Source organism: Massilia sp. PWRC2 (genome assembly GCF_049896725.1).
In the GTDB taxonomy this organism is placed as follows: Bacteria; Pseudomonadota; Gammaproteobacteria; order Burkholderiales; family Burkholderiaceae_D; genus JAFCUW01.
The window spans coordinates 1-25,260 of the sequence record NZ_JAFCUW010000004.1; the positions used below are offsets into that span (position 1 = coordinate 1).

Genomic DNA, 25,260 nt, shown 5'->3' on the forward strand with positions numbered 1-25,260 from the left:
CCACCACATTCCGCAGCGCGCTATCGGCTCCAAAACGCCAATTCAAGCGCTGAAGGAATGGCAGCAGAAAAAACCAGAGTTATTCGTTAAACGCGTTTATGACCAGGCGGGACTTGACAGCTACTCTGGTCGGAGTGCTCCACTATCGTATTGCTGGGCTGGCGATTCGATCAGACAAACCGCCTCCCTCCGTTCGAGCAGCAAAGTACTCGTAGAGACTGGTTTCAATCGGAATCGCTAGCCGCAGCGTCATGGAGACTACATCAAGCTCGGTTCCACTGTCTCCGGCCATCTTTGTCTGGTGGGCATCTTGAGACGTGGCCTTGCCAAGGTAGTAAAAATCGGTCCCTTCTGCATCATCCTTCTTTGCGAAGACATAGAGCGGTAGTTGATTCTCAACGATCGCTTTTACCTCGCCGCTCTCAAGCGTGCGCCTGCTGCGCGTGAACCAAATCACTGTCGATGGGTTAAGGAACTCGTCTTCGTATTTGGTGCTCTCAGAGACATCAGATCCCTTATGGTAGGTGATGAAGATGGGGCAGCTGTTCGACAAGAAATCAACCTTGTAGCCGTAAATTGTGCTTTGTTGATTCGACTTCCAATTGAGCAGACGGCATACATCTTTTCGCGAATAGCGTTGACCTACCTGAAGCTCGCTGCCCCAGTTGTGACGGTGTCGAGCGAGATATAGTCCTGTCTCAAGCACATCCCGCACGTGACCCTTGAAGGTCACGTCTTCTTTCCACGCAGCCAGAAGCTGCTTGCTGAGGTTGTAGCTACCATCGTGAACAGTGACAATCGGTGCGGAGCCGTACTTGGTGGCTTCTGCGTCGGTGAAGAATTCTAGGCTTAGCACGGCAAGCACAGAACTGAGAGTCGTGGCGTCGGCCGTCAGACCATTCTTCTCAAGGAGAGCGCGGAAGCCCTCTATAGGCAGTTCACCAGCATTCGATAAAAGTTCCTCGAGGAGGAGCATCTCGTGAGGCCGCTTGCCGTTTAGTAGCTCTTCAGAGAGTAGCATCAAGACTGCGTCTTCGTAGGCGCCCGCAAGCACGTTACTCGCACCAACCTTGTTCAAGAATCTCCAGTAGTTCTTCTGCTTTGTCGCTATCACGTTGGGATCGACGAGATCGAAGCGGGCGAAGTCGAGCAGTAGCGGTGCTCGACCTAGTCGGTTTTGCAGTTCGACGAAGGACTTCTTGAGGTTCGTCATGCTGTCAAGAGTTACTGTTGCAAGGGAAGCGTAGATCCTCTCCTTCGATATCGCGTCAAAATTGATGCTGGACAGCCCAGCAATAGCACCGGCTTCCTGAGCATCGATTATCTTCTTGCGAATCGAATCTTTGCTGAGACTGCTATCACCAAACAACGCGATGGGAATCAGGTAGTTGTTGTCGTAATTGCCGATGAAGTCGATCACGACGAGATGATCTTTGCCCTTGGCCTTTCGTAATCCTCGCCCGAGCTGCTGCGTGAACACAATGCTGGACAGCGTTTGGCGAAGCATGACAACTTGGTTTAAAGACGGGATGTCGATCCCTTCATTAAAAATATCGACGGTAGCTATGTAGTCAAGCTCGCCGCGCTCCAGCATCTGCACCGCCATCTCGCGTTCGTCGACCGAGTTGCTCCCGCTCAACGCAAGTGTTCGGAGTGGTTTGCCATGAATTTCACGAAGGTTTAGACGATCTGAAAGACTTGCTGCCTCAGCGTTCTTACTGCAGAAGATGAGCCCCCGAACTGGCACACCTGCATGGCCATACTTCTCGATAGTCCTAATGAGGTGATCAACGCGCTCAGCAGCGACAAGTCTGCGAAGGTCGGTCAGTTGATCAATGACTTCACCGTTCTCCATCTCAAAGTCGGTGACGCCGTAGTAGTGAAACGGTGCAAGCATGTCGGCTTCAAGCGCCTTCTGCAAGCGAATTTCATATGGAACGTTGAAGCCAAACAGTTCAAATACATTGAAGTCGTCCGAGCGTTCCGGCGTCGCTGTCATGCCGAGCAAGAATGCCGGCTTGAAATGCTCGATCACTTTTCTGTAGCTTGCCGCTCCAGCTCGGTGAACTTCGTCGATCAAAATATATTCGAATGAATCGGGCGCGAGCGCCTCGAGGACCCCTGGCCGTGAGAGCGACTGAATGGAGGCAAACACATAGCGGCGTTCAATCTCCTGTTTGCCTCCAACAAATTTTCCAAAGTCGCTGTCGTTGGCTCCTAATACACGCTTGAACTCGAAAATCGCGCGGTCGAGTATTTGCTCGCGGTGAACGATAAACAACATCCGCTTAGGTGCATAGGCTCGCACGTCGAGCGCAGAGAGAATGGTTTTTCCAGTCCCGGTTGCGGAGATCACGACACCTCTGGTCTCTCCCGATTCGCGCAAAGCCGCAATTTCGGCGAGGGCTTCAATTTGCATGGCATTTGGAAAGATGACTTCGGTAGAAACCGACTGGGGTGACTCCTCGCCTCGGACGGATTCAGAGGATGACTGACGGACTTGGGCTGACCAAGTTAGCTCATATTTATCGATCCACTCACTGGTGAGGGCAACAGAAGCATCGATGTGCGCCATCGCAGCCCTATTGAGCTGTTGCACGATGTCGCCGTCGGGTAGTGCCGAGAAACGAAGATTCCACTCATGATTCAGGAGCAGCGCACGCTCCGTCAGGTTCGAACTGCCAACAATCGCGGTAGTGCTTGATTCCTGCTCGAAGATGTAACCTTTGGCGTGGAACCCGGCAGCAGAGTCGGGATGCACATAGACGCAAATGTTTTCAAGGTTCAGGAGTTCGCGGAATGCTGCTGGAGAGTTGAACCCCAGGTAGGTCGAGGTAATGATTTTGCCGGATCCTCGATAGTCGAGGATCGCTTGCTTGAGCATCGCTATCGCGCTCGGCGTAATAAATGCGACAGAGAAAATGAAGTGATTCGAGCGTTTGAGTTCGTCACGAATCGCTCGAAGCATGGTGTTGCCGTCGCAGTTTGAGACGAGCATGGGATGAAACACCTGGTTTGCTTTGACCTGCGAGTCGAGAAAACCAAAGGTGTTGTCTTGCGTCAGTTGCCGAATAATCGAACTCAAACCTGAAAATCTCTTATTACTTGCTCGACGGCCGGTATGTCGGCGGGAGCCCAGTCGAGCTGGTCGAGTTGAGCCACGTGGATCCACCGAATCTCCGCGTGTTCGGTCAGTCGGGGCTCATCTCCCGTAAGCGAACAGTAGTATGTGTTCAGAATAACAATGCCGAATTCATACTCGTACTCTGTGGTTCGGATGTGCGCGCCGATTTCAGCCGAGCAGTGTAACTCTTCGTCAAGTTCTCGGAGTAGCGCCTGTTTCGGTGACTCGCCGGGCTCGATTTTCCCTCCTGGAAATTCCCACATTCCGGGCAGTGACATCGTCGCGCTGCGTTGTGCTGCAAGAATCATATGGCCTCGAGTGAGAACCGCACCTACGACATTTATTCTTTTTTTCAAAGTTGTACTCCGTTGCTTAGCTGCCTAAGTGTAGTCGCAGCCAAGGATAGATGTTCGATAGCCATTTTTTGGCGGCGGGGTGATGCTTTATTTGTATATCAATATTATAAATTTTTACGAACTGAATAGGATTATTTTTAGAAAGAACGGTATGGGGGGAGATCACAAAGGTAGATAGAAAGGTAGATAGAACCAATTTTCTGCTGTTTTTCATAGGGAGGTTCTACAGACACCCTCGGATTCGAACTTTACTTGATGCTATGTAGACAAGTCCAAGCCGCTAGATTTGTTCGGCGAAAAATCCGAGTGTTTCGCATTCTGAGCGGTCGAAGCAAACATAAATATCTGATAAATAAACCCGATTTCTGCAATTTTACATAGGAAGGTTCTACAGGAACCGTCGCCTCCAATGGGACTTAAAGTGCCAACTTCGACAGCGCATCTGCTGCCACGCTGCCACGAAGATGCCCATAGTGCCTTTCGATCATCGCTACCGAAGTGCCACTAATTTGCGCCACGCTCAGCAGATCGAGGCCTTCGTGTACGAGATCAGTGATTGCTGAATGGCGCAAAGCATACGCGATAGTGCTGGAGGGCAGTCCCGCAGCAGCGGTAGCTTCCTTGATCGGTTTTTTCCACAAATCCTTGTTCCATGCCAGGCCATCGTCACGAACAAACAGTGGCGCCGTCGCGGGCCGCCCAAGCGCCGCATTGTTCAGAAAGTCAGCAATGGTCGGCGGCATCTTGAGTTTGCGGTCCTTGCCGCTTTTATCCTGGCCTATTTTGAGGACGCCGACCCGCGGGTCGAAATCCGCCACTGTCAGTGCGGCGAGCGCGCCCGGTCGTAGCGGCAGCATCGACAGTCCACGGATAAAGCGCTCGAGATCGGGCCGAGAGCACGCGATCAGTCGCCGCCGCTGTTCGCGGTCCAGGTACACGTCTCGGCGCTGGCTGACGTTTTTGAAGGCAGCAAGCGGCTTGCGCCAGGCAGTGTTGCTGGCCGATTTGCCGTCGTCGAATGCCATGTTCAGCGCGGCGCGCACGGCAGCCATATCGCGGTTGACCGTATCCTTGGATCGGGGCTTCGTCTTGCCCGACTTTCCAACGTGGACGGGCGCTGCGACCATGCGGTTACGTAACGCGCTCACATCATCCCGGCTAAGTTTGCTGATCTCTATACGACAGACCGGGTCGCCACTGATCCAGCGACGGTAGCGTGCGGCCAGGTCGTCCGCGGCCTTGTCACCTTTTAGTGCCCGGATTTTATTGCTGTAGGCTTCACAAGCCTGCAACACAGTACAGCCGTCGACCGACTCAGCGGAATTGATTTTAGCCAACCACGCCTTTGCCTCACTTGTCGCCTTGTCGAAGCGTTCGGACGCTGGAAATTTTTCAAGTGTTCCCAAGGTGCTCCGTACCTGCTTGTCGTCATTCCAGCGGTAGCGGGCGAACCAGGTGCCCACGCTTTCCGCCGACATTTTTCGGAAGCCGACGAACAAGCCCTTGCTTACTCTTTGCCAATATGGATCGCGGCGAGGTTTAATTTTTGCGCGTGACGTGACGGTATCAATTCTGATCTCCATGTTTCCTCCCAAGGATTAAATGGTCAGCCCTGCCTTCTTGTATTGAAGACTGCAGGGAGCGAGGAGAGTATGAAAAAAGTATGAAAAAATATACCGGATTCCGTCGGACGTCGTCGGACAAAAATCAAGCATTCTCCTATGAGGAGATGGTCCGGCAGTGTCCAGGGTCAGCCGATTTACAGGCATTCACACTGCAGGGGTCGCAAGTTCGAAACTTGCACTTCCCACCAAAATTCGTTTGAAATCAAAGGCTTGCAACTTGCGTTGCAGGCCTTTTTTATATTCTAGGCCAAAGTACGGAAAAAGTACGGAAAACTGCATCGGACGTCCCCGGACCTTGCCGGAAAAATTGGGCTCCTGGATCGCCACGGCGAGCCTCAAAATCGATACGGTAGGCGGACCGAATTTGACGATGGCGGCAAGTTAAAGCGGCGCTCGGTCCTTCCGATGTACGTGCCAGGGCTGCCTGTTTTCTTTTTCGCCGGTCCATTCGTGACCCGGTGTCCGGAGCACGGAAAGGCGCCGATTGATCCGCCATGGCCGCATCAACATGGCGCCAAGCCCGCGGGCGCCTCCCAACACGCGCGTAGCTGCACAGTCTTTGAGTATGGGCAAGCGGAGAATGGCTTGATCCAGCATCTTTTTGCGCTAAATCAAGCTCGAGCCATTCCCGTGTCTTATTTTCATCGCTGTGACATTTGGAGTGCGTGTCGCGATTGCTCCGGGAGCATACTTTCTTGCCGCATTGATCGCAATGAACAGGGGCTACCGGATGACTGCACAACCTGCTGGTTCGACAGGCGGCGACCAGCGTAACCCAGCGTTGCCTTCGCTGTCTTTACCCAAGGGTGGCGGCGCAATCCGCGGCATCGGTGAAAAATTTTCGGTCAATGCGGTTTCAGGCACCGGTGCGATGAGCGTGCCGCTGGTGTCCACGCCCGGTCGCGCTGGCTTTGGCCCGCAACTTTCCCTTTCTTACAACTCGGGTTCCGGCAATGGCGTGTTCGGGCTTGGCTGGGGTCTGTCGCTGCCGTCGGTCACGCGCAAGACCGACAAGGGCCTGCCACGCTATCTGGACGATGAAGAATCCGATGTCTTCCTGCTCGCCGGCGCCGAAGACCTGGTGCCGGTACTTGATGCGAGCGGTCAACGCGTGGTGCTGCCGTTGCGCACGGTGCATGAACGTTCCTACACCGTGCGCCTGTACCGCCCGCGCATAGAGGGACTGTTTGCACGCATAGAACGCTGGACCGACACGAAAACCGGCGTCAGTCACTGGCGCACCATCACGCGCGACAACGTGGTGACCCTGTTCGGTTACGATGACAGCAGCCGCATCGCCGATCCTGGCAACCCCAGCCACGTCTTCACCTACCTGATCCATTCAAGCTACGACAACAAAGGCAATGTCATCTGCTACGGATACGTGTCCGAGGATGAAGCCGGACTTGAACTGAACCGGGCGCACGAAGCCAACCGCGGCAAGGCGGTGCGGCGCGGCCAGCGCTATCCGAAATCCATTTTTTTTGGCAATTTCGCGCCGTTCTACCCGAGCTGGGCGGCAGACGGTCCCGCCCCCGCCTTGCCGACCGACTGGCACTTCAAGCTCGTGTTCGATTACGGCGACCATTCCGAACTGCAGCCCGCAGTGGCGCCCGACAACGCCTGGAATTTGCGGCCGGATCCGTTCTCGAGCTATCGCGCCGGCTTCGAAGTGCGCACCTACCGCCGCTGCGAACGCGTGCTGCTGTTCCACAACTTTCCGGCTGAAGCCAGCGCGGGCGCCGACTGCCTGGTGCGCAGCAGCGACTTTATCTATTCGGACGAGGTTGAGCCAAACGATCCAGACGCCGCCATCTATACCTTCCTGCAGTCGATGACGCAGGCCGGCTACAAGCGCGCTGCGCATGGCTATGACAAGAGCGAGCTGCCGCCACTGGAATGGCGTTACAGCCAGAGCGTCGTTCATGACGCGGTGTTGGCGCTAACCGACGACGAGAGCCGGGAGAACCTCCCCGAAGGCGTCGATGGCGAACGCTTTCGCTGGGCCGACCTTGATGGCGCCGGGCTCTCGGGCATCCTGTCGGTCAACGCGGGGCAGTGGAGCTACAAGCGCAACCTGAGTCCCCTGAATGTGCATGAAACGCCCGCAGGCAGGATGACGCGGGCACGCTTCGGCGCGCTTGAAGCGGTGTCCGAGACACCCGGCGTCGAGCTCGGTCGCGGCGCGCAAATGATGGACGTGACGGGCGACGGGCGCCCGGACGTGGTAGTGCTGGACGGTCCTGTCCCGGGCTACTTCGAGCGCGCTGATGACGGCCACTGGTCGCCGCTGAAGACGTTCGCTCAGCTGCCGATGATCGACTGGCAGAACCCGAACCTGCAATTTGTCGATCTGACGGGCGATGGCCTGTCCGACGTGCTGATCACCGAAGACGATGTGCTCACGTTCTACCGCAGCCTCGGCGCGCAGGGCTATGCGCCGGCCGAGCGCGTGCTGCAAAGCACGGACGAGAACCTTGGCCCGCACCTGCTGTTCGCCGACGGCACGCAGACCGTGTCGCTGGCGGACATGGCCGGCGATGGCCTGCGCGGCCTGGTGCGCGTGCGCAATGGTGAGGTCTGCTACTGGCCAAGCCTGGGTTACGGGCGCTTCGGCGCCAAGGTGACGATGGATGGCGCGCCGCGCTTTGGCGACGACGAGCGGTTCGATCCACGCCGCGTGCGCTTGGCCGACATCGACGGTTCGGGCACCACCGACATGCTCTACGTTGGCGAGCATGGCGTGCACGTCTGCTTCAATCGCTGCGGCAATTCGTGGGCGCCAGCGCTGCGCATCGCGGTGTTTCCCGGCGCCGATGCGTTGAGTTCGGTGCAAGCCATCGACCTGCTCGGGAACGGCACGGCCTGTCTGGTATGGTCGTCACCATTGCCGTCGGCAGCCGCCAGCCCGATGCGCTACGTCGACCTGATGGGCTCGACAAAGCCGCACCTGCTCATCGGCGTGCGCAATAACATGGGCTCGGAAACGCGGATCGCTTACGCACCGTCCACCAAGTTCTATCTGGAGGACCTGTTCGCCGGGCGGCCGTGGGTGTCCCGCCTGCCGTTCCCGGTGCACTGCGTCGAACGCTCGGAAACCTATGACTGGATCGGACGTAGCCGCTTTATCACGCGCTATGCCTACCACCACGGTTATTTCGACGGCGACGAGCGCGAGTTCCGCGGCTTCGGCATGGTCGAGCAGCGCGATACCGAGGAGCACCGCGACGACACCCTGTTTCCCGACGCGCACACGGCGAACGAGGACGAGGGATCGTTCATTCCGCCAGTGCTGACCAAGACCTGGTTCCATACGGGCGCCTTTGGCCTGGCGGCCAAGGTCTCGCAACAGTACGCCAGCGACTACTGGGTGGCGCCTTCAATGCGCGGCAACGATTCGGCAGCGCTGGCCAGGCGCGCCGCCTTCGCCTTGCCCGACAGCGTCATCGACGCCGGCCTGAACGCCGAGGAAACGCGCGAAGCCTGGCGTGCCCTCAAGTCGATGCCGCTGCGCGTCGAAGTCTACGCCGAGGACCACTCGCCGCGCGCGGACACGCCCTATACAGTCACCGAATCCAACTATACCGTGCGCCGGCTCCAGGGCTTCGGCCCCAACCGGCACGCGGTGCTCGCGGCCAGTGGGCGCGAAACACTGACCGTGCATCACGAGCGGCGCGAAGACGACCCGCGTATTAGCCACGACTTCACGCTCGAGGTCGACGAATTCGGCAATGCGCGGCGTGCCGTGACCGTGGCTTACCCGCGCCAGGCGGGCTTTGCGCAGCCAGAACCGCACCTGGCGGCTGTCTTTCGCGACATGCTGGCGCACTGCCAGGGCCGACTGCACGTGGGGGCCACCGAGCACGCCTATACCGTGCCGGGGCAGCGGCTTGACGGCGCCCAGGCATGCGACACCTATCACGGGCCGCTGCCTTGCGCCACCCTGGCGGCCGAGCTGACCGGTTTCGGTCCGGGCGCCAGCCTGTTTCGCTTTGACGAAATCGACCAGCGCTACCAGGCGCTCTGGAGCGGCGCGCACGACATCGCCTACGAGAACGTGTCGACGGCGGACATCGAGGGCGTGGGCATGCCGCTCGCTTTCGCGCGCCGCATCGTCGAGCAAACCCAGACCCGCTATCGCAGCGACGACTTGACGACGCTGCTGCCGCTCGGCACGGCCGAGTCCATGGGCCTGCCGGGCGAAACCTACCGGCTGGCTTTCACGCCCACGCTGCTGACGCGCATCTTCGGCTCCCGGGTTGACGACGCCACCTTGCTCGAGGGTGGCTACCTGCGGCTGGCGGGGCAGAACAATTGGTGGGCGCCCTCAGGCCGGGTGTACTTTTCGGCTGGTGAACTCGACGATGCGGCAACGGAACTGGCACAGGCGCGCGCGCATTTTTACGCGGGCCGGCGCGCCGTCAATCCGTTCGGCGCGGCCGACCGGGTCGACTACGACGATTACGGCATCCTGCCGCGCCAGTCCACCGACGCCGTTGGCAACGTCACCCGCGCCGACGCCGATTACCGCGTGCTGCAGCAGTTTCGCGTGCGCGATCCAAACGGCAATGCCAACGAGGTCGTTTTCGACCGGCTGGGGCAGGTGGTGGGCGTGGCCGTGCACGGAAAGCAGGGCGAGGGCGACACCTTGGCCGGATTCGAGGCCGACCTGACGTTCGCGCAGATCGCCGCAATTCGCGCCGATCCGCTGGCCAGCCCCGGCGCGACGCTGGGCGCGGCCGGCGGGCGCTTCGTCTACGACCTGTTTGCCTACTATCGCAGCCGAACGCAGGCACTGCCTGACGCACCCATGCTCTACAGCCTGGCGCGGGAAACCCATGGCGCCGATCTGGCCGGCGGCCAGCAGAGCAAGTTCAAGCATGTCTTCGTCTACTGGGACGGCTTCGGTAACGAGGCGCAGCACAAGGCGCAAGGCGAAGCGGGCCCGCTGCCAGGGGCGCCCGGCAATGTGGCACCACGCTGGACCGGCAGCGGCTGGGTGGTCTATAACAATAAGGGCAAGGCGGTTCGCAACTTCGAGCCTTTTTTCAGCGCCACGCACGCGTTCGAATTCAAGCGCGAGGTGGGGTTCAGCTCGGTAGTGTTTTACGATCCGCTGGGGCGCGTGACGGGCGCGCTGCATCCGGACAACACCTACGAAAAAACTGTGTTCGATGCGTGGAGCGAAGCGAACTGGGACGGAAATGACACCGCCATGCAGGGCGACCCGCGCACCGATCCGGATCTGGGCGACTTCATGCGGCGCTGTTTCGGCCCGGCACCGGCGGCCTACGTTTCCTGGCATGACGCCCGCATCGGCGGCCAGTTCGGCGCTAGCGCCCAGGAGCGCGCCGCCAATCAGGATGCCGCTGCCAAGGTAGAAGCGCATGCGGCCACACCTGCGCTGGCTTATCTGGACACGCTCGGGCGCAAATGCCTGAGCGTGGCGGACAATGGCGTGGTTGCCAATGTACCGCAGCGCTTCGCCACCCGCACCGCCTTCGATACCGAAAGCAAGCCGCTGGCCATCTTCGATGCGCTGGGCCGGCACGTCATGGAAATGTGTTTGCGCGAACCGGGGGCAGGCGCGGGATTCGCCTTCGTTGCCGGCTATGCAATGCATGGCGCCGCGCTGTATCGGAAGGGCATGGATGACGGTGAACGGCGCACACTCGACAATGTTGCCGGAAATACGATACGGCACTGGGATGGCCGTGGCTTTGTCTTCAGGACGCTGTATGACCGACTGCAGCGGCCCACGCACCGCTACGTGGGGCGCGCCAATTTCAGCGAGATCCTCGCCGAATACCTGGTCTACGGTGAGCGCCACCCCGACCCCGCCCTAAATCTGAAGGGCAGGTTGTTTCGCCACTATGACGGGGCCGGCGTTGCCAGTCAGGAGCGCTACGACTTCAAGGAAAACGTTCTGCAGACGGCGCGTCAACTGACGCGCTTCACGCCGCCATCCAGTCCGGCAGCCAACTTCAGCCTCGCGCCCGACTGGTCGGCCGTTGCCGCCGTGCCGCTTGGCGCCGCGCTTGACTTGGCGCCCATCGATGCGGCAGGTGCGCCGATGCTCGATGCGAACGACCGCTTCGTTTCGCTGGGCCGATTTGACGCGCTCAACCGTCCGATACAAACGGTCGCGCCGCATCAGCCCGGCGGCAAGCCAAGCGTCTTGCAGCCGCGCTATAACGAAGCGAACCTGCTCGAAGCGGTCGATGTCTGGGTGCGCCGCAACGGCGCCCCGGCCGGTTTGCTTGCCCCCGCCACGGCCGACTTGCATGCCATTGCCGGTATCGACTACAACGCCCATGGCCAGCGCGTCGCCCTCGAACTGGGCAACGGAACGCGCACCGACTGCACCTACGATGCGCTCACTGCGCGCCTGATGACGCTCACGACCACGCGCCCCGATCCGGACCCACATGCACGCACCGTGCAGGCGCTGTCGTACACCTATGACCCGAAGGGCAACATCACGCGGCTGCGCGACGACGCCGATATCCAGAACGTGGTGTTCTTCCTCAACGAGCGCGTCGAACCGAGCGCCGACTACACCTATGATGCGCTGTACCGGCTCAGCGCCGCCAGTGGGCGTGAACACCTGGGCCAGAACGGCGGCGCGGCGCGCGCGCCGGTCCAGCCAGGCAACGACGACGGGCCGCGCATGAATTCCGCGCCCGGCATGCACCTGCTCAGCCCGACCGACGGCAAGGCCATGGCTAACTACACCGAGCGCTATGCCTACGATGCTGTCGGCAATTTCCTGCAAATGATGCACCAGTGTGCCAGCGGCGGGTGGACGCGCGCGTATTCCTACAGCGAGCCCAGTGCCATCACGCCGTCCGAGATGTCGAACCGCTTGTCGGCCACCAGCATGCCGGGCGACAACCCGCTTGGGCCATTTTCGGCGCGCTACCAGTACGACGAGCACGGCAATATGACGCGCATGCCACATTTGCCGTCGCTGGTGCTCGACGCGCATGACCAGCTGACGTCGAGCACGCGCCAAGTGGTCAACGCCGGCTTGCCGGAGACCACGCACTATGCCTACGATGGCCAGCGCCAGCGCGTGCGCAAGCTTACCGTGCGCCAGGCCGCTGAGGGTGACGCGCCCAGGCGCAGGCATGAACGGATCTACCTGGGACCGATCGAGATCTACCGCGAATTTGACGGCGCCGGTACCCAGGCCACGCTGGTGCGCGAAACCTTGCACGTGATGATCGACCATCGTCGCATCGCCATGATCGAGAGCCGCTGCGAAGGCATGGACCCGGCGCCTGTCCAGCTGATCCGTTACCAGTACAGCAATCACCTTGGCTCGGCTGTGCTCGAACTGAGCGATGACGCCCGGGTCATTTCGTACGAGGAGTATTTCCCGTACGGCGCCACCGCCTACCAGGCAGTGCGAAGCCAGACCGAGCTGGCGAAGCGCTACCGCTACACGGGCAAGGAGCGCGACGAGGAAAATGACCTTGATTACCACGGCGCGCGCTATTGCGCACCCTGGCTGGGGCGCTGGATCAGCTGCGACCCGGCCGGGCTCGATGACGGACCGAATGTCTACCTCTACGTTCATTGCAACCCGGTGGCGTTCAGCGATCCCACCGGCATGTGGGGATGGCGCGAGGTGGCCATCGTGGCGGCGGTGGTGGTGGTGGGAACGATCGTCACGGTGGCCACCGCGGGCGTGGCCGGGCCGATCATCGCGGGCGCCGTCGCCAGCGTCGGGCTCAGTGGCGCGGCGGCAACCGTGGCCACCGGCGTGGTGGTGGGCGCGGTAGCCGGCGCGGCCGGCGGCGCGGCCGGCGAGTTGACGCGCCAGGTGGCCAGCGGGGAACAAGTTAGTGGCAGCAAGATCGTCAAGGCGGCGGCCGTCGGTGCGGCACTCGGGGCCGTCACGGGCGGACTCGGCGCCTACGCCTCCACCGCCAGGGGCGCAGCGCAGGCGGCGCGGGTTTCCAGCGCCGTGGGCAATTCGGGCGTGGGCCGGGCCGGGGTGGCTGCCGGGCGCGCGCTGGCCGGCGGCGCCAAGGCGGTGGCGCGGGTGCCGGGGGTGCGCCAGGCAGCCAACGTGGCGCAGGCCGCTGGCCGCGGCGCGGGCAGCGCGTTGCGCGCGCTCGAGCAGGGAGCGCAGAATGTGGGATTGAAGGCGGCTCAGGGCTTGTTTGGCGCCGGTTCCAAGGGCGCCGCCGCGGCCACCGAGTTTGCCGGCGCGGCGCGCGCCTCCTACAATTCGTCGCGCGCCGCGTCGTCGGGAGAATCGCACGAGTCGAAGCAAATCCTGGACCGCTTCCACGCCGCCGAACACACCGATGCCACGGCCGAGATCTCAAAGCAGATCAAGTCCGGCAAGCTGGACTTGCAATTCGATCCGAACATGGCTAAGGGGGGCGCCTCTGAGGGCGGCGGCAAGATGACGGTCAACTCGTCGATGAACATGGATGACATTTTGGCGACCATTGCCCACGAAGGTCAGCACGAGCTCGACATAGCGGCCGGCATCATTCCGCTGCCTGGCGGCGCAACGGACGCCCAGGTCGCCTTGGCGGAAATGCGTGCATTCAGGACCGCCACTGCTTTTGCGGAAATTAACAACCTGAAAAATTCCGCCGCGGCCGAGCTGATCGGCAAAAATGCGAGCGCCGTGCTGGTCGGTATCATGGATCAGTATGAGCTGCGCCTCAGTTACGAGCAGTTTTGGGATGCAATCAAGGGGGCACGATGAGTAAAGCAATTGTCAGTACTGTCGAGGAGCTGTTGTTTCCCGATATTGCCATCCGGCTGCGCGCCGAACGGGTCGCGGTCGACCACTACGACCCCAGCGCCGACGAGGAGCGCCGCCGCCGCTGGGTCGAGGTCACCACTGCTGACGGGGTGCGAGCGATACCGACCGTCGCCGAATTTTGCGCGCTGTTGCGCGCGCTCGACGGCGCTTTGTTGAACGACGCGCGCGCGCAGACTGCCGCGCTGATCGTGCGCGATCTGATCGGCGAGGGCATGGTCGTGATACCGCATCCGGGTTTCGACTACCTCGAGCAGGCGTTCTCGGTCCAGCTGGCGGCGCAGCGGCCGCGCTTTGAACAAGGGCACCTGAGGTTTCTGACCATGCGCATGCCGCTCTCCACCGGTGTAATCAGTTTGCGCAGTATCGACATCGACCTCGGATCCGGGCAGGTGCTGGCTGACGACATACCTGGCAAATAGCGAACCACCTGGCACCGGCGCCTCCCGGCGCCGCACCGCGAAGGAGCTGGTAATGGAACTGCAAGGCCGCGACCTGACATTGGCGCTCTCTGGGGAGGATGTCAAGCTCCTGCACAGCGAGCTTGGGCAACTGAACATCGCCATCCCGCGCGAGGAGATCGCGCGCGCCGCGTTCGGCCCCGGCACCGAGGCGGCCGTTGCAAGGCTGCAGAAGCAGCAGGGACTGCCCGTGACCGGCATCGTCGACGCGGCAACATCGCGCACGATCGGCAAGCTGGCCGATGTGCTCAGGCCGGCCGCGCTTGACACTGCCACCTTCAGCGTGTCGGGCCGCGTGTACGACGCGGCGCGGGCCAGCGTCGGTACCCTGGCGCTGCGCGTGGTCGACAAGAATGCCGGTCCCGATGTCGTCATGGCCGAGGGCAAGAGCAACGCGAACGGCGACTTCTCGATCGAATACCCGACAGATACGTTTGTTCGCGCGGGCAAAAGCGCCCCCGACCTGCAAGTACAGGCGCTGCTTGGCGAGACCGTCGTCGGCTTTTCCGACGTGTACTACGACGCGCCGGGCGGCGCGCGGCTGGACATCCAGCTCGATTCCCGCGCCCGCGCCAGCCTGCCGAGCGAGTACGAAGCGCTCAGCGCGGCCGCCGGCAAGTACTGCCGTGAGGGGCTGGGGGCGCTGCGCGAAAGCGAGGGCCGCTCCGATATCACCTTCCTGGCCAACAAGACGGGTTGGGATGCCCGCGCGGTCGCGCTGGCCGCGCTGGGCGAACGCTTTAGCGCCGAGAGCAAGATTCCGGCCATGTATTTCTACGCGCTGTTTCGCGCCGGCATGCCAGCCGAAGACAAGCTGATCTTTCTGGCCGATGCCGCCCGCCTCACCGCCATCTGGCGCGACGCCATCGGCCAGGGCTTGCTGCCGGCCGCAGCCGAGAAGGCCATACCCGACATCCTTGGCCAGTTCCAGGCAATTGGCGCGCGCAAGATGCTGGCCGAACCCATGCTGCCCGGAACATCCGCGTTTTCCGAGATCCTCGCCAATGCGGGATTGCACGAGGAGGAGCAGCGCAATTTTTCCCAATTGTACCTGGCGCACCGAGGTGACCTGGAGCAGTTCTGGAAGCGCGCCGCGCACGCTTTCGGCGAGGAGAAGACGGCGGTGCTGCAGTTTGCCGGCAAGATGGCCTTCTTGACGCTCAACAACGCACAGCTGATGCAAGCACTCACGGCGGCCGTGGGCGAGCAGCTGACCGATCCCCGCCACCTGGTTGAGGCCGGCTTTCACGATCCGGCCTCCTGGCTCACGTTGCTCAACGATACGGTGCAGATTCCGGACAAGATTTCCGGGCTGGACAGGCGAACCCAGCGCCTGAACTATGCCGACTACCTGAGCGCGCTGCTGCGCCTGAGCTACCCGACCGCATGCATGGGCCAACTGGTCCAGCGCGGGGCGTTTCGCATCGCGTCCGCCGAAGCGGTGGGCAAGTTCCTCACCGAGCACCAGCAGGACTTCGCGTTCGGCTCCCAGCCAGTCGAACAATACGCCGCGCAGCGCCGGCTCGACCTCGAGCCTGCCGTGGTGGAAGGCATCAGGCGTTTGCACCGGGTGCACCAGATCAGCGCGCGCGATAGCGAGATGAGCGCGCTGCTGGACGCCGATCTGGACTCGGCATGGCGCATCGTCCAGTTCGACCGCGCAGCGTTCGCAACCGAGTTCGGCGCGGCGCTTGGTGGCGAGGCTGCGGCCACCCAAATCCATGCTAAGGCGGTGCAGGTCCATGGTGCTGTGCTCAACGTCACTGTCAGCTACTTGGCGGCGCGCAACGCCATCGTGCTCGGCAAAACGGCGCCGGCGCCGTTGTTGGACGTCCTTGCCGCAGGCGCGCCGCAAACGCCCACCTTGCTGGTCGATCCGACGCCTGCGCCCGAGCATGCCGACGACGTGATCGCCTACGCCACGCTGGAGAGCCTGTTCGGCTCCATGGATTTTTGCCGCTGCCCGGCATGCCGCTCGATCCTGTCGCCGGCAGCCTATCTGGTCGACCTTCTGCTCTTTACCGACAAGGCAGCTGGCGGTCTGGAAAACGCCCAGCATGTGCTGTTGCAGCGCCGCCCGGACATCCAGTACCTGCCGCTCACGTGCGAGAACACGAATACACCCATGCCCTACATCGATGTGGTCAACGAGATACTCGAGTACTACATCGCCAATGGCGCCAAGCCCCTGTCGCTGCAAGACTATGCGGGCCATGACACGGCCGCCACCGGGACCGAGGATTTGATGGCCAGTCCGCTGTATGTGCTCGAGGCTGCGTACGACCTGCTCAGGGACGCCTGGTTCCCGCCGCCGCTGCCGTTCGATCGGTCGCTGGAAACCTTGCGGGCCTATTACAGGCAGCTTGGCTTGCCGCTGGCCGGTGTCATGGAAGCGCTGCGCAAGAGCGACGATCTGGAGCGGGGAGGGCAACCCTACGGCTGGCGCGACATCCTTATGGAGCAGCTGGGCCTGTCCCGCCAGCAGTACCGGCTGCTGACCGACAGCACGCTCACGCTGCAGCAGATCTACGGTTACCCGGCCGACAAGCCGGACGCCGACATTATCGTCGCGCTGTCGAACGCCAAGGCGCTGGCGCGCCGTATCGGCATTTCCTATGAAGAGCTGATCGGTTTGCTCAAGACCCGCTTCATCAATCCCGACAGCGCCCTGGTCCCCAAGCTGCAGAAGCTGGGTGTCGACTTTGGCGCCTTGAAGGCGCTCAAGGAAGGCACGCTGTCGCACGCCGACTTCCTTCTGCTGCTTCCCACCGGCGCCGGCGCGCCCGACGCGGCCAACTACGGTGGTGACATCGTGGCGTGGGTTGAAGATGCCGCCAATTACGCGCGCATCATGGGCATCATCACCTTGGTCGATCCCACCGATGCCAGCACTGTTGGCAATTTTGACAAGCTCGAACTGCGCTATGCCAAGCCCATGGCCAACCCGGCCGATGACTCCACCCGGCTTGGCCGCGCGCCATTCACGCGTTTGTTGCGCTTTGTGTGCCTGTGGCGCAAGCTCGGCTGGACAATGGAGCAGACCGACATTGCGATCTGCACCCTGTTCGGGGCCAACGCGGCGCCACTGGTCGATGCCGACCTCGGTACGGTGGCCGCGCTCGACGCCGGCTTCATGCGCCTGCTGCCGCGCCTTGGCATCGTGGCGCGTACCCTCGACCAGCTGGGTCTGACGCCGCAGCGCGATCTGGCCGCGCTGCTGGCCTGCTGGTCCGACATCGGCACCGAGGGCGAGGGTGCGCTGTACCGCACGCTATTCGTGAACCCGTCGGTACGCGACCAGAACCCGGCGTTTGCAGACAACGGGTACGGCGCCTACCTAAGCGATAGCGCGGCCAAGCTGCAAGCGCATGTGGAAACCCTGCGCGGCGCCTTCAACCTCACTGGCGACGAATTCGAGCGCATCTGCACGGCACTGGGCTACGATGCCAACACGGCCCTCACGCTGGCCAATATCAGCGCGCTGTTCCGGCGCGGCTGGCTGGCGCGCAAGCTCAAGCTGAGCGTGCGCGAGCTGCTCGTGATATGCGCGCTGACCGGCATCGATCCCTTCGCGCTGCCGGACATGGCCGCGGCAGCGCCGGCGCTGCCGGCTATGAGCCGGCTGATCGCGCTGCTGCAGTCGCTCAGGGAGTGTTCGCTCAAGTCCCCGGCGGCGCTGTATCTGATCTGGAACGAAGACCTGGGCGGCAAGTCGGCACCCGATCCGGCCCAGCTGACCGAATTGGCGCGCGCGTTGCGAGGCCAATTCGCCGACATCAACGACCAGTTCGCCGCGGCTCCCGACCCCGGCGGCGACGTGCTGCGCGCCCGCATGACGCTGGTGTACGGCCAGGAGGCGGCGGACGCCTTCTTTGCCGTGCTCGATGACAGCGCCGTCTACGATACCGCGTACACGCATCCGCATCCGGTACTCGAGCCGGCGCTCACGGCGCTGGCGCCTAAGCTGTCGTATGAGCGTTTCAGCCATCGGTTGGCGCATGCCGGTGTGCTGAGCAGGCCTGCCGGGGCGGCGCTGCAGGCGGTGGCCGCGGTCGGCGCCGAGTTCCAGGATGCCATCGCGCGCCTGGTGGCGCAGGGGAGCGACCGTAGCGGCTCGTTCTTTGCGCGTTTCGCGGAACTCAAACCGCTCTATGACGCCTACGTCGCCTCGAACGCGGCGCCGGAGCAAAAGCGTACGGCGCTGCTGGCGGCTTTCCAGCCCCGGCTGGCGCGACTGCGCAAGCGGGAGCAGGCGCTGCAGCGGCTGAGCACAACGGCAGCGCTTGATCTGACGGCCACCCGGACCCTGATGGATGCGGCGTCGGCGCCGCGCGCGCTGCATGCGAAGGGCAACGCCAACCTGCCGCTGCTGGACGACATCGTCGGTGTGGACGCTGCCGGACTGATGGCGCAATTCTACTTCCGCGACACGGCCACGGGGGCGGTCGACCTGAGCGTAGCGGCCGCAGTGCTCGACCATGGGCCGGGCGGCGCCAATGCACTGCCGGCCAATCCGGCGCCGGGCTCGGCGATTTCGGCGCGCTGGCAGGGGGCGTTTGAGACGCCCGACGCCGGCTTTTACAATCTGATTATCGAGGCCGATGCCGGCGCCACGGTGACCCTTGCCGTCGACGGCACTGCGCAGCCGCTCATTCGCACCGGCACCGTCTGGCGCAACCAGCTCGCGCTGGAACTGACCGCGGGCAAACTCTACAGCATCGCACTGACCGTGGAAAAAGTGAAGGAACGCGTGCGTCTGAGCTGGGAAACGCCGCAACGTGCGCGCGAGGTGATCGCGGCGCGCTATCTCTACGCCGACGCGGCGCTGGCGACGTTTGCCGACGCCTGCGTCGGTTTCCTGAAGGCTTCGGCGCTGCTGTCTGGCCTGGGCCTGACGGCGCCCGAGCTGACCTGGCTGGCCAGCGATACCGATTACCAGATCGGCGGCGTCGACGGCTGGCTCAACGCGCTGGCAACGCGTAGTGCACCGTCCGCCGCACAGGCCACCGCCTTGCTCAAGCCATTTACCGCGCTGCTCGACTACGCCACCATCAAGGTGGCGCTGCAAGACGCCGACAGCGGCCTGCTGGCGGTGCTGCGTGACCCGACCGCTGCGGCTGCGCGCAGCGACAGCCTGCTGTTTACGCTCACGCGCTGGGATCAGCCTTCGCTGGTGGCGATACTGGCGCATCTGGGCGTTGGCGTGGCCGCGCTCAGCCACTTTGACACGTTCCGCCGCGTGTACTGCGCCTGCTGCACGGTGCAGCGCTTTGGCGTGCCGGCCCAAAGGCTCATTGGAGCCACCACCAACGAGCCGGGCGCCGGCGCGCTGCGCGATTTTCAAGCGGCCATGCGCGCCCGCTACGACCTGACCGACTGGCGTGATGTCATCAAGCCAGTCAACGATGGCTTGCGAGTGATGCAGCGCGACGCGCTGGTTGCCTACATCCTGCATCAGATGCGCGAGCATCCGGCCTCGGCCCACATCGACACTGCGGACAAGCTATTCGAATACTTTCTGGTCGATGTAGAGATGGAGTGCTGCATGCAGACCTCGCGCATCCGGCACGCGCTGTCGTCGATCCAGCTGTTCGTCGAGCGTTGCCTGATGAACCTCGAACCGCGCGTGTCGCCCGCCGCACTGAATGCCGAACACTGGCAGTGGATGAAGCGCTATCGCGTGTGGGAGGCCAACCGCAAGGTATTCCTGTTCCCCGAAAATTGGCTAGAACCCGAACTGCGCGACGACAAGTCGCCGCTGTACAAGGAAATGGAGAGCGCGCTGCTGCAGGCCGACATCACCGATGATGCCGCCAGCAAGGTGTTGCTGAACTACCTGGCAGGGCTGGCCGATATCGCGAAACTGGAGCCGTGCGGCATGTTTATCGAGCAAAAAGAGGCGGGAGCGGGTGACGATATCGTGCATGCGGTGGCGCGCGGTGCCGGCGCCAAGCGCAAATACCACTACCGGCGCTACGAATACGGCTACTGGACGCCGTGGGAGCTGATCAAGCTGGAGATCGAGGACAATCCCCTGGTTCCGGTTGTGTGGAACCATCGGCTGATACTGGTCTGGGTCAAGATCTTGCAAGAGACGCCCCTGCTGCAGCCGGCGGCCGGCAGCACGCCGGCCGCCGATCCCGATCTCGCGTCCATCAAGATGTCGCAACTGAAGCAAAATGCCAAACTGGCCGCCGACAGCCAGGCCATGGTCAACATACGGGCCGTGTTGTACTGGAGCGAGTTTTACAACGGCCAGTGGCAAGCGCCGATGACGTCCGATCCGCTCGATTCGGTCGATCTGGGCTGGTTCCCGCCGCAGGGATCGGGCGCATTTCGGCGGGCCAATCTGCGCATCGGCACCGACGAACTGGACGAACAGCTGCGCGTGACGGTGTACGGCAAGAACACCCGTTCATTCCTGCTGTACAACACCCACAGCCTGCCGCAGCAGGGCGGGGCCGTCCCGGCCAGTGGCCCCAAATATGGGCGCCATCGCTGGTTCGACCTGGGCGCCGGCTCGTTGACGTTGAAATACCGGCACGCCATTCCGGACATCCCGGCGCACGAATTGGCGCGCACGCTGTTCAAGCCTGCCACCGACATGCTGGCTATCCAGCCCAGCCACCCGCTTGAGAACGGCTGGGACGCGCCGTTCTTTTACGGCGACCGCCAGTATGCGTTCTACGTCACCACCACCGAGCAAACGGTGTTGGTCAAGGACTACGGCGGCATCGGCATTACGCCCCAGCCCGGCGACTTCGAGATTCCGCCGCTGGTGGTCGAGAAGCCGCCCATCGGCTTTCCACCCAAGGACTGGGGCACCGGCGGGCCCATCCAGGGCAATCCGGGCGTGATCGATCCTTCGCCGATCGAGCACCTCATTGTCAAGGGCGACAAGATCAGGCAAGGACTGGGCATGACGCAACTGGTCGATTATGGCGGCGTGAGCATTGGGCCCACCGGCGCCGTAAATTTCAGCCAATTCAGATAGGAGCGCCAAGCCATGTCCAACGCCGAGTCGAACCTGAAGGCCGGGTATCACGATGCCCTCTTGGTGAGCAAATGGAAGAACGTCGGTGTCATTGGCCAGCACAACGACACCAAGTTCACCTACCAGTTTCATAATTTTTTCCATCCCTACGTGGGCGCACTGGTGGCGCGCCTAAACAAGGGCAAGCTCGAGGATGTGCTCAATGCCGACTGGCAGCAGACGCTGGAAAAGCCATTTTTCAATGCCACCTACCAAGCAGCCGCCACCGATCTGCAACAAATAGTATCGTCGCCGCTCGACATCGATACCGAAGAGCACGGCCCGTACGCCAACTATAACTGGGAGTTGTTCTACCACTTGCCGCTGGCAGTGGCCGTCCATCTGAGCAAGACGCGCCGCTTCGCCGAGGCGCAGCGCTGGTTTCATTTCATTTTTGACCCTACCTCGAACGACAAATTGGTGGCGCCGTCAAAGCGATGCTGGAACTTTCTTGGATTCCGGAAGGATCTCGATCCCAAGCAGATCGACGAGCTGCTGACCTTGCTGAGCAAACCGTCCGCCGGGCTCGATCCGGCCGACCTCAAGCGTCAACAGGATATCCTCAATGGCTACCAGGCGATGCTCGACAAGCCCTTCATGCCGCACGCGGTGGCCCGCACGCGCCACTCGGCCTACCAGTACAGTACGGTGATGAAGTACCTCGACAATCTGCTCGCCTGGGGCGACCACCTGTTCCAGGCGTACACGGTCGAGACCATCAATGAAGCGCTCATGCACTACGTACTGGCGGCCAACATCCTGGGGCGGCGGCCTGAACAGGTGCCCGATCGCGGCACTGTCAAGCCGCACACGTTTGCGGACCTGAAAGCGCAGCCGGGTGGCTTCGATCGCATGGGCAATACCTTCGTGACACTCGAGTCGCAATTCCCGCTGAACGCATCGTCCACCGCAGCGCCACCGACGAACGCATCCGGCGCAGGTCCCCTGTTTGGCATCGGCCGCACGCTGTATTTCTGTATTCCCCGAAATGAGAAGTTGCTCGCATATTGGGACCTGGTTGAGGACCGGCTGTTCAAGATCCGCCATTGCATGACCCTGCAGGGCGTGGTCACGCCGCTGGCGTTGTTCGACCCCCCCATCGATCCCGGCATGCTGGTGGCTGCGGCCGCTGCCGGGATGGACATCGGCAGCATCGTCAGCGGCCTGAACCAGCCGGCTGGTCCCGCGCGCAGCGCCTTGCTGATCCAGAAGGCGTTGGAACTGTGTTCGGAAGTGCGCAGCCTGGGTGGCGCGCTGCTGGCCGCATTCGAAAAAGGCGATGCCGAACAACTGTCGCTGATGCGCCAGGCGCATGAAATCCAGATCCAGAAAATGTCGCAGGACGTGCGCTTCCTGCAGTGGAAGGCGTCCGAAGAAGCGAGCACCTCGCTGTTGACAATGCGGGCATCGCTGATCGACAAGCTGCGCTATTTTCAGCGCCAGCTGGGCCTTCCGGCCGACGCCAATGCGCCGGACAGTATTGTGCTCAAGCGCAAGGAACTGACGGAGGAAAACTTTGCGACGGCGTTTCAGACGCTGGTGGCGCAGTACGACAAGCCCATCAGGACGCAAGCCTTGCCGCCGCTCGCGCTGGCCGCCGAGGCATCGCCGGCGCAGCAATCGGGCGCTGCGGGCGGCGGCCGGCTTTATCTGAACAAGAACGAAGACGCCGACCTCAACATCCATGGCCCGAGCGCCCGTGGCGACCGCAAGGATGCCATGACCTCCGACATGATCACCGGCGTCCTGGCGCTGATACCCGATATGGGACTGGACATTCATTTCTGGGGCCTTGGTGGGCACGCCAACGTGTTTGGCGGTTCCACGCTGGCCTCGGTGGGACGCTTTTATTCTTCGCTCAAGAACTTTAGCGCGGCCGATCACGAAGGGCAGGGCAGCCATGCGGTCAAGACTTCGAGTTTCGAGCGCCGGGCCGATGACCAGACCCATCAATATAACCTTGCCGCGCATGAGCTGATGCAAAACGGCCGACAGATACTGAGCTCGCTCATTGCCGAGCAGACGGCGCATCGCGAGTACCTCAACGTGCAGCAGCAAATCGAAAACGCCCAAGGTATCGAGAAATTTTTGAACGAGAAATTCAGCAACAAGGGCTTGCATCTGTGGATGCAAGGCGAATTGTCGCGCCTGTTCTACGAGTACTACCGGTTTGCCTTTGATACCGCGCGAAAGGCGGAGCTGGCGATGAAGCGCGAACTGATGCGTCCGGAACTCGACGCCCAGACCTTCGTCCGGTTCAATTATTGGGATGCCGGACGCAAGGGCCTGTTGTGCGGCGAAGCGCTGCATCTGGACGTCAAGCGCATGGAGCTGGCAGCCCAGGAAAACAACAAGCGCGAATTGGAATTGACGCGCCACGTGTCGCTACGCCAGCTCGACCCGCTCGCGCTGCTCAAGTTGAAGGGACAGGGCACGTGCATCATGTCCATCCCGGAGTGGCTGTACGACCGCGACTGCCCCCAGGGACACTATTTACGCCGTATCAAGAGCGTTGCCCTGTCGATTCCCTCGGTCGTCGGACCTTACACCAGCCTCAATTGCACGCTCACGCTGGTGAGCAGCAGCATCCGTAAGTCGACCCTGATGGCCGATGGCGAATATGCGCGTCAGGGCGCCGATGACAGCCGTTTCGCAGATTACGCCGGCGGGGGGCAGCAGATTGTCACTAGTGGCGGTAGCAACGACAGCGGCTTGTTCGAGACCAATCTGCGCGACGAGCGCTACTTGCCGTTCGAAGGCGCGGGCGCAGTCAGCACCTGGAAGGTGGAGCTGCCCAAGGGATATCCGGCGTTCGATCTGTCCACAATCTCCGACTTGGTGCTGCACGTGCGCTACACCGCGCGCCAGGGCGTCGATCCGACCAAGGTGGCGGCATCGCTGAAAGACACCTTTGAGGCGATTCCCGGCGCAAATTTCGCGCTGCTGTTCAGCCTGCGGCACGATTTCCCGGTCGAATGGTCCCAATTTACAAACGGCGCAGCCGATTTTGGCGCGACGGTGACGCGCGAGTGTTTCCCGTACTTCACCCAGGGTAAGCCGTGCATCATTACCAGCCTGGAGATCTTCGGTCCCGACTTGAAACACCGCGACCTTGGGGGCGCAGCGAACGCCAGCGCTGATTTGGCCGACAAGACCAAGCTGGCTTTTACCGTGAGCGCGGCGCCCGACGCGGCAGGTCCGCTGGCACGCACTGCAGTTGACGCGTTCTTGATCGTGAGGTATGCGCTCGGTTAAGGAGGTGTTTAAAGTCATTCTGATCGTCCGCACACTGTCGAACTATGGGACCAACGGGCGTGAGGAACCGTTCGTTACCTCGCCGGTCTACTCGACCGAGAGGTCGCGCGTGGCCGCGTGTGCAACGCGTTGAATTCTTACGGGTTAAAACGGCGTGTAAAGCTCTTTTTCCAGACAACTGCATGTCAGAAACCAGGTACTTTCACCAAATTGGTAGTGAAATCGGGAGCCCGTTTGCGTAGACGACCTTTCCCAGTAGGCGACGCATTTGCCTCCGCTTTGCGGCAATCTGCCGTTTCCCGAGCAACTTCTCTCAGTTTGTGCGGGTCTCTTCCTTCAGAACGAATGTCGGCCGCAAAGTTCCGGAAGTGTATCTGCCAAACGCATGTCTAAGTCTTATGCTTTAAGTTGTTGGGCTAGTGGTAAGTTGTTACGCGATGAAGCGACGGTTCATTTCGGAAAGTGCATGTTCGCTCACTCAGCTGTATTTCGCAGTTTTCCTCCTTGATCCGGCACGCCAGTGAATTTTGCTGGGGGGCGTGGGGGTAGGGGCATTTTGTCTACGATTATCATCGGGAGGTCATACGGATATCAACGAATTCAAACTCTTACAATGAA

At 61.7% G+C, this 25,260-nt stretch carries 8 protein-coding genes and 1 pseudogene; 5 read left to right on the forward strand and 4 right to left on the reverse strand.

Annotation, left to right across the window (positions count from 1 at the left end; all coding sequences use genetic code 11):
- A pseudogene (locus ACP7BZ_RS09535) lies at window positions 1–118 on the forward strand (IS481 family transposase); the annotation flags it as partial.
- 24 nt (window positions 119–142) lie between these two features.
- Here ACP7BZ_RS09535 and ACP7BZ_RS09540 read toward each other — a convergent pair.
- From ACP7BZ_RS09540 to ACP7BZ_RS09555, 4 genes are all read right to left on the reverse strand, one after another.
- The gene (locus ACP7BZ_RS09540) at window positions 143–3,085 is read right to left on the reverse strand and encodes a DUF3427 domain-containing protein (protein ID WP_426112435.1); all 2,943 of its coding nucleotides are present in this window, start codon (window positions 3,083–3,085) and stop codon (window positions 143–145) included.
- Entirely contained in the window at window positions 3,082–3,480 is a 399-nt protein-coding gene (locus ACP7BZ_RS09545; RefSeq protein ID WP_426112437.1) for a (deoxy)nucleoside triphosphate pyrophosphohydrolase, read from the reverse strand. The genes ACP7BZ_RS09540 and ACP7BZ_RS09545 overlap by 4 nt, the downstream gene beginning before the upstream one ends.
- A gap of 416 nt (window positions 3,481–3,896) precedes the next feature.
- The gene (locus ACP7BZ_RS09550) at window positions 3,897–5,063 is read right to left on the reverse strand and encodes a tyrosine-type recombinase/integrase (RefSeq protein ID WP_426112439.1); all 1,167 of its coding nucleotides are present in this window, start codon (window positions 5,061–5,063) and stop codon (window positions 3,897–3,899) included.
- 186 nt (window positions 5,064–5,249) lie between these two features.
- A complete protein-coding gene (locus ACP7BZ_RS09555; RefSeq protein ID WP_426112441.1) occupies window positions 5,250–5,432 on the reverse strand; it encodes a hypothetical protein in 183 nt (60 codons plus the stop codon).
- Between the two features lie 403 nt (window positions 5,433–5,835).
- Between ACP7BZ_RS09555 and ACP7BZ_RS09560 the strand changes: the two genes are divergently transcribed.
- Genes ACP7BZ_RS09560 through ACP7BZ_RS09575 form a run of 4 tightly spaced genes read left to right on the forward strand, consistent with a single transcriptional unit; the run spans window position 5,836 to window position 24,642 of the window.
- Window positions 5,836–13,836, forward strand: coding sequence for a SpvB/TcaC N-terminal domain-containing protein (locus tag ACP7BZ_RS09560; protein ID WP_426112443.1), 8,001 nt, complete (start codon window positions 5,836–5,838; stop codon window positions 13,834–13,836).
- Window positions 13,833–14,315 (forward strand): hypothetical protein, encoded by a 483-nt coding sequence (locus ACP7BZ_RS09565; protein WP_426112445.1) that lies wholly within the window; start codon window positions 13,833–13,835, stop codon window positions 14,313–14,315. The genes ACP7BZ_RS09560 and ACP7BZ_RS09565 overlap by 4 nt, the downstream gene beginning before the upstream one ends.
- 52 nt (window positions 14,316–14,367) lie before the next feature.
- Window positions 14,368–21,348 (forward strand): neuraminidase-like domain-containing protein, encoded by a 6,981-nt coding sequence (locus ACP7BZ_RS09570; RefSeq protein ID WP_426112447.1) that lies wholly within the window; start codon window positions 14,368–14,370, stop codon window positions 21,346–21,348.
- Between the two features lie 12 nt (window positions 21,349–21,360).
- Window positions 21,361–24,642: an insecticidal toxin protein gene (locus ACP7BZ_RS09575; RefSeq protein WP_426112449.1), complete on the forward strand. Its 3,282-nt coding sequence runs from the start codon at window positions 21,361–21,363 to the stop codon at window positions 24,640–24,642.
- Window positions 24,643–25,260 lie beyond the last annotated feature (618 nt).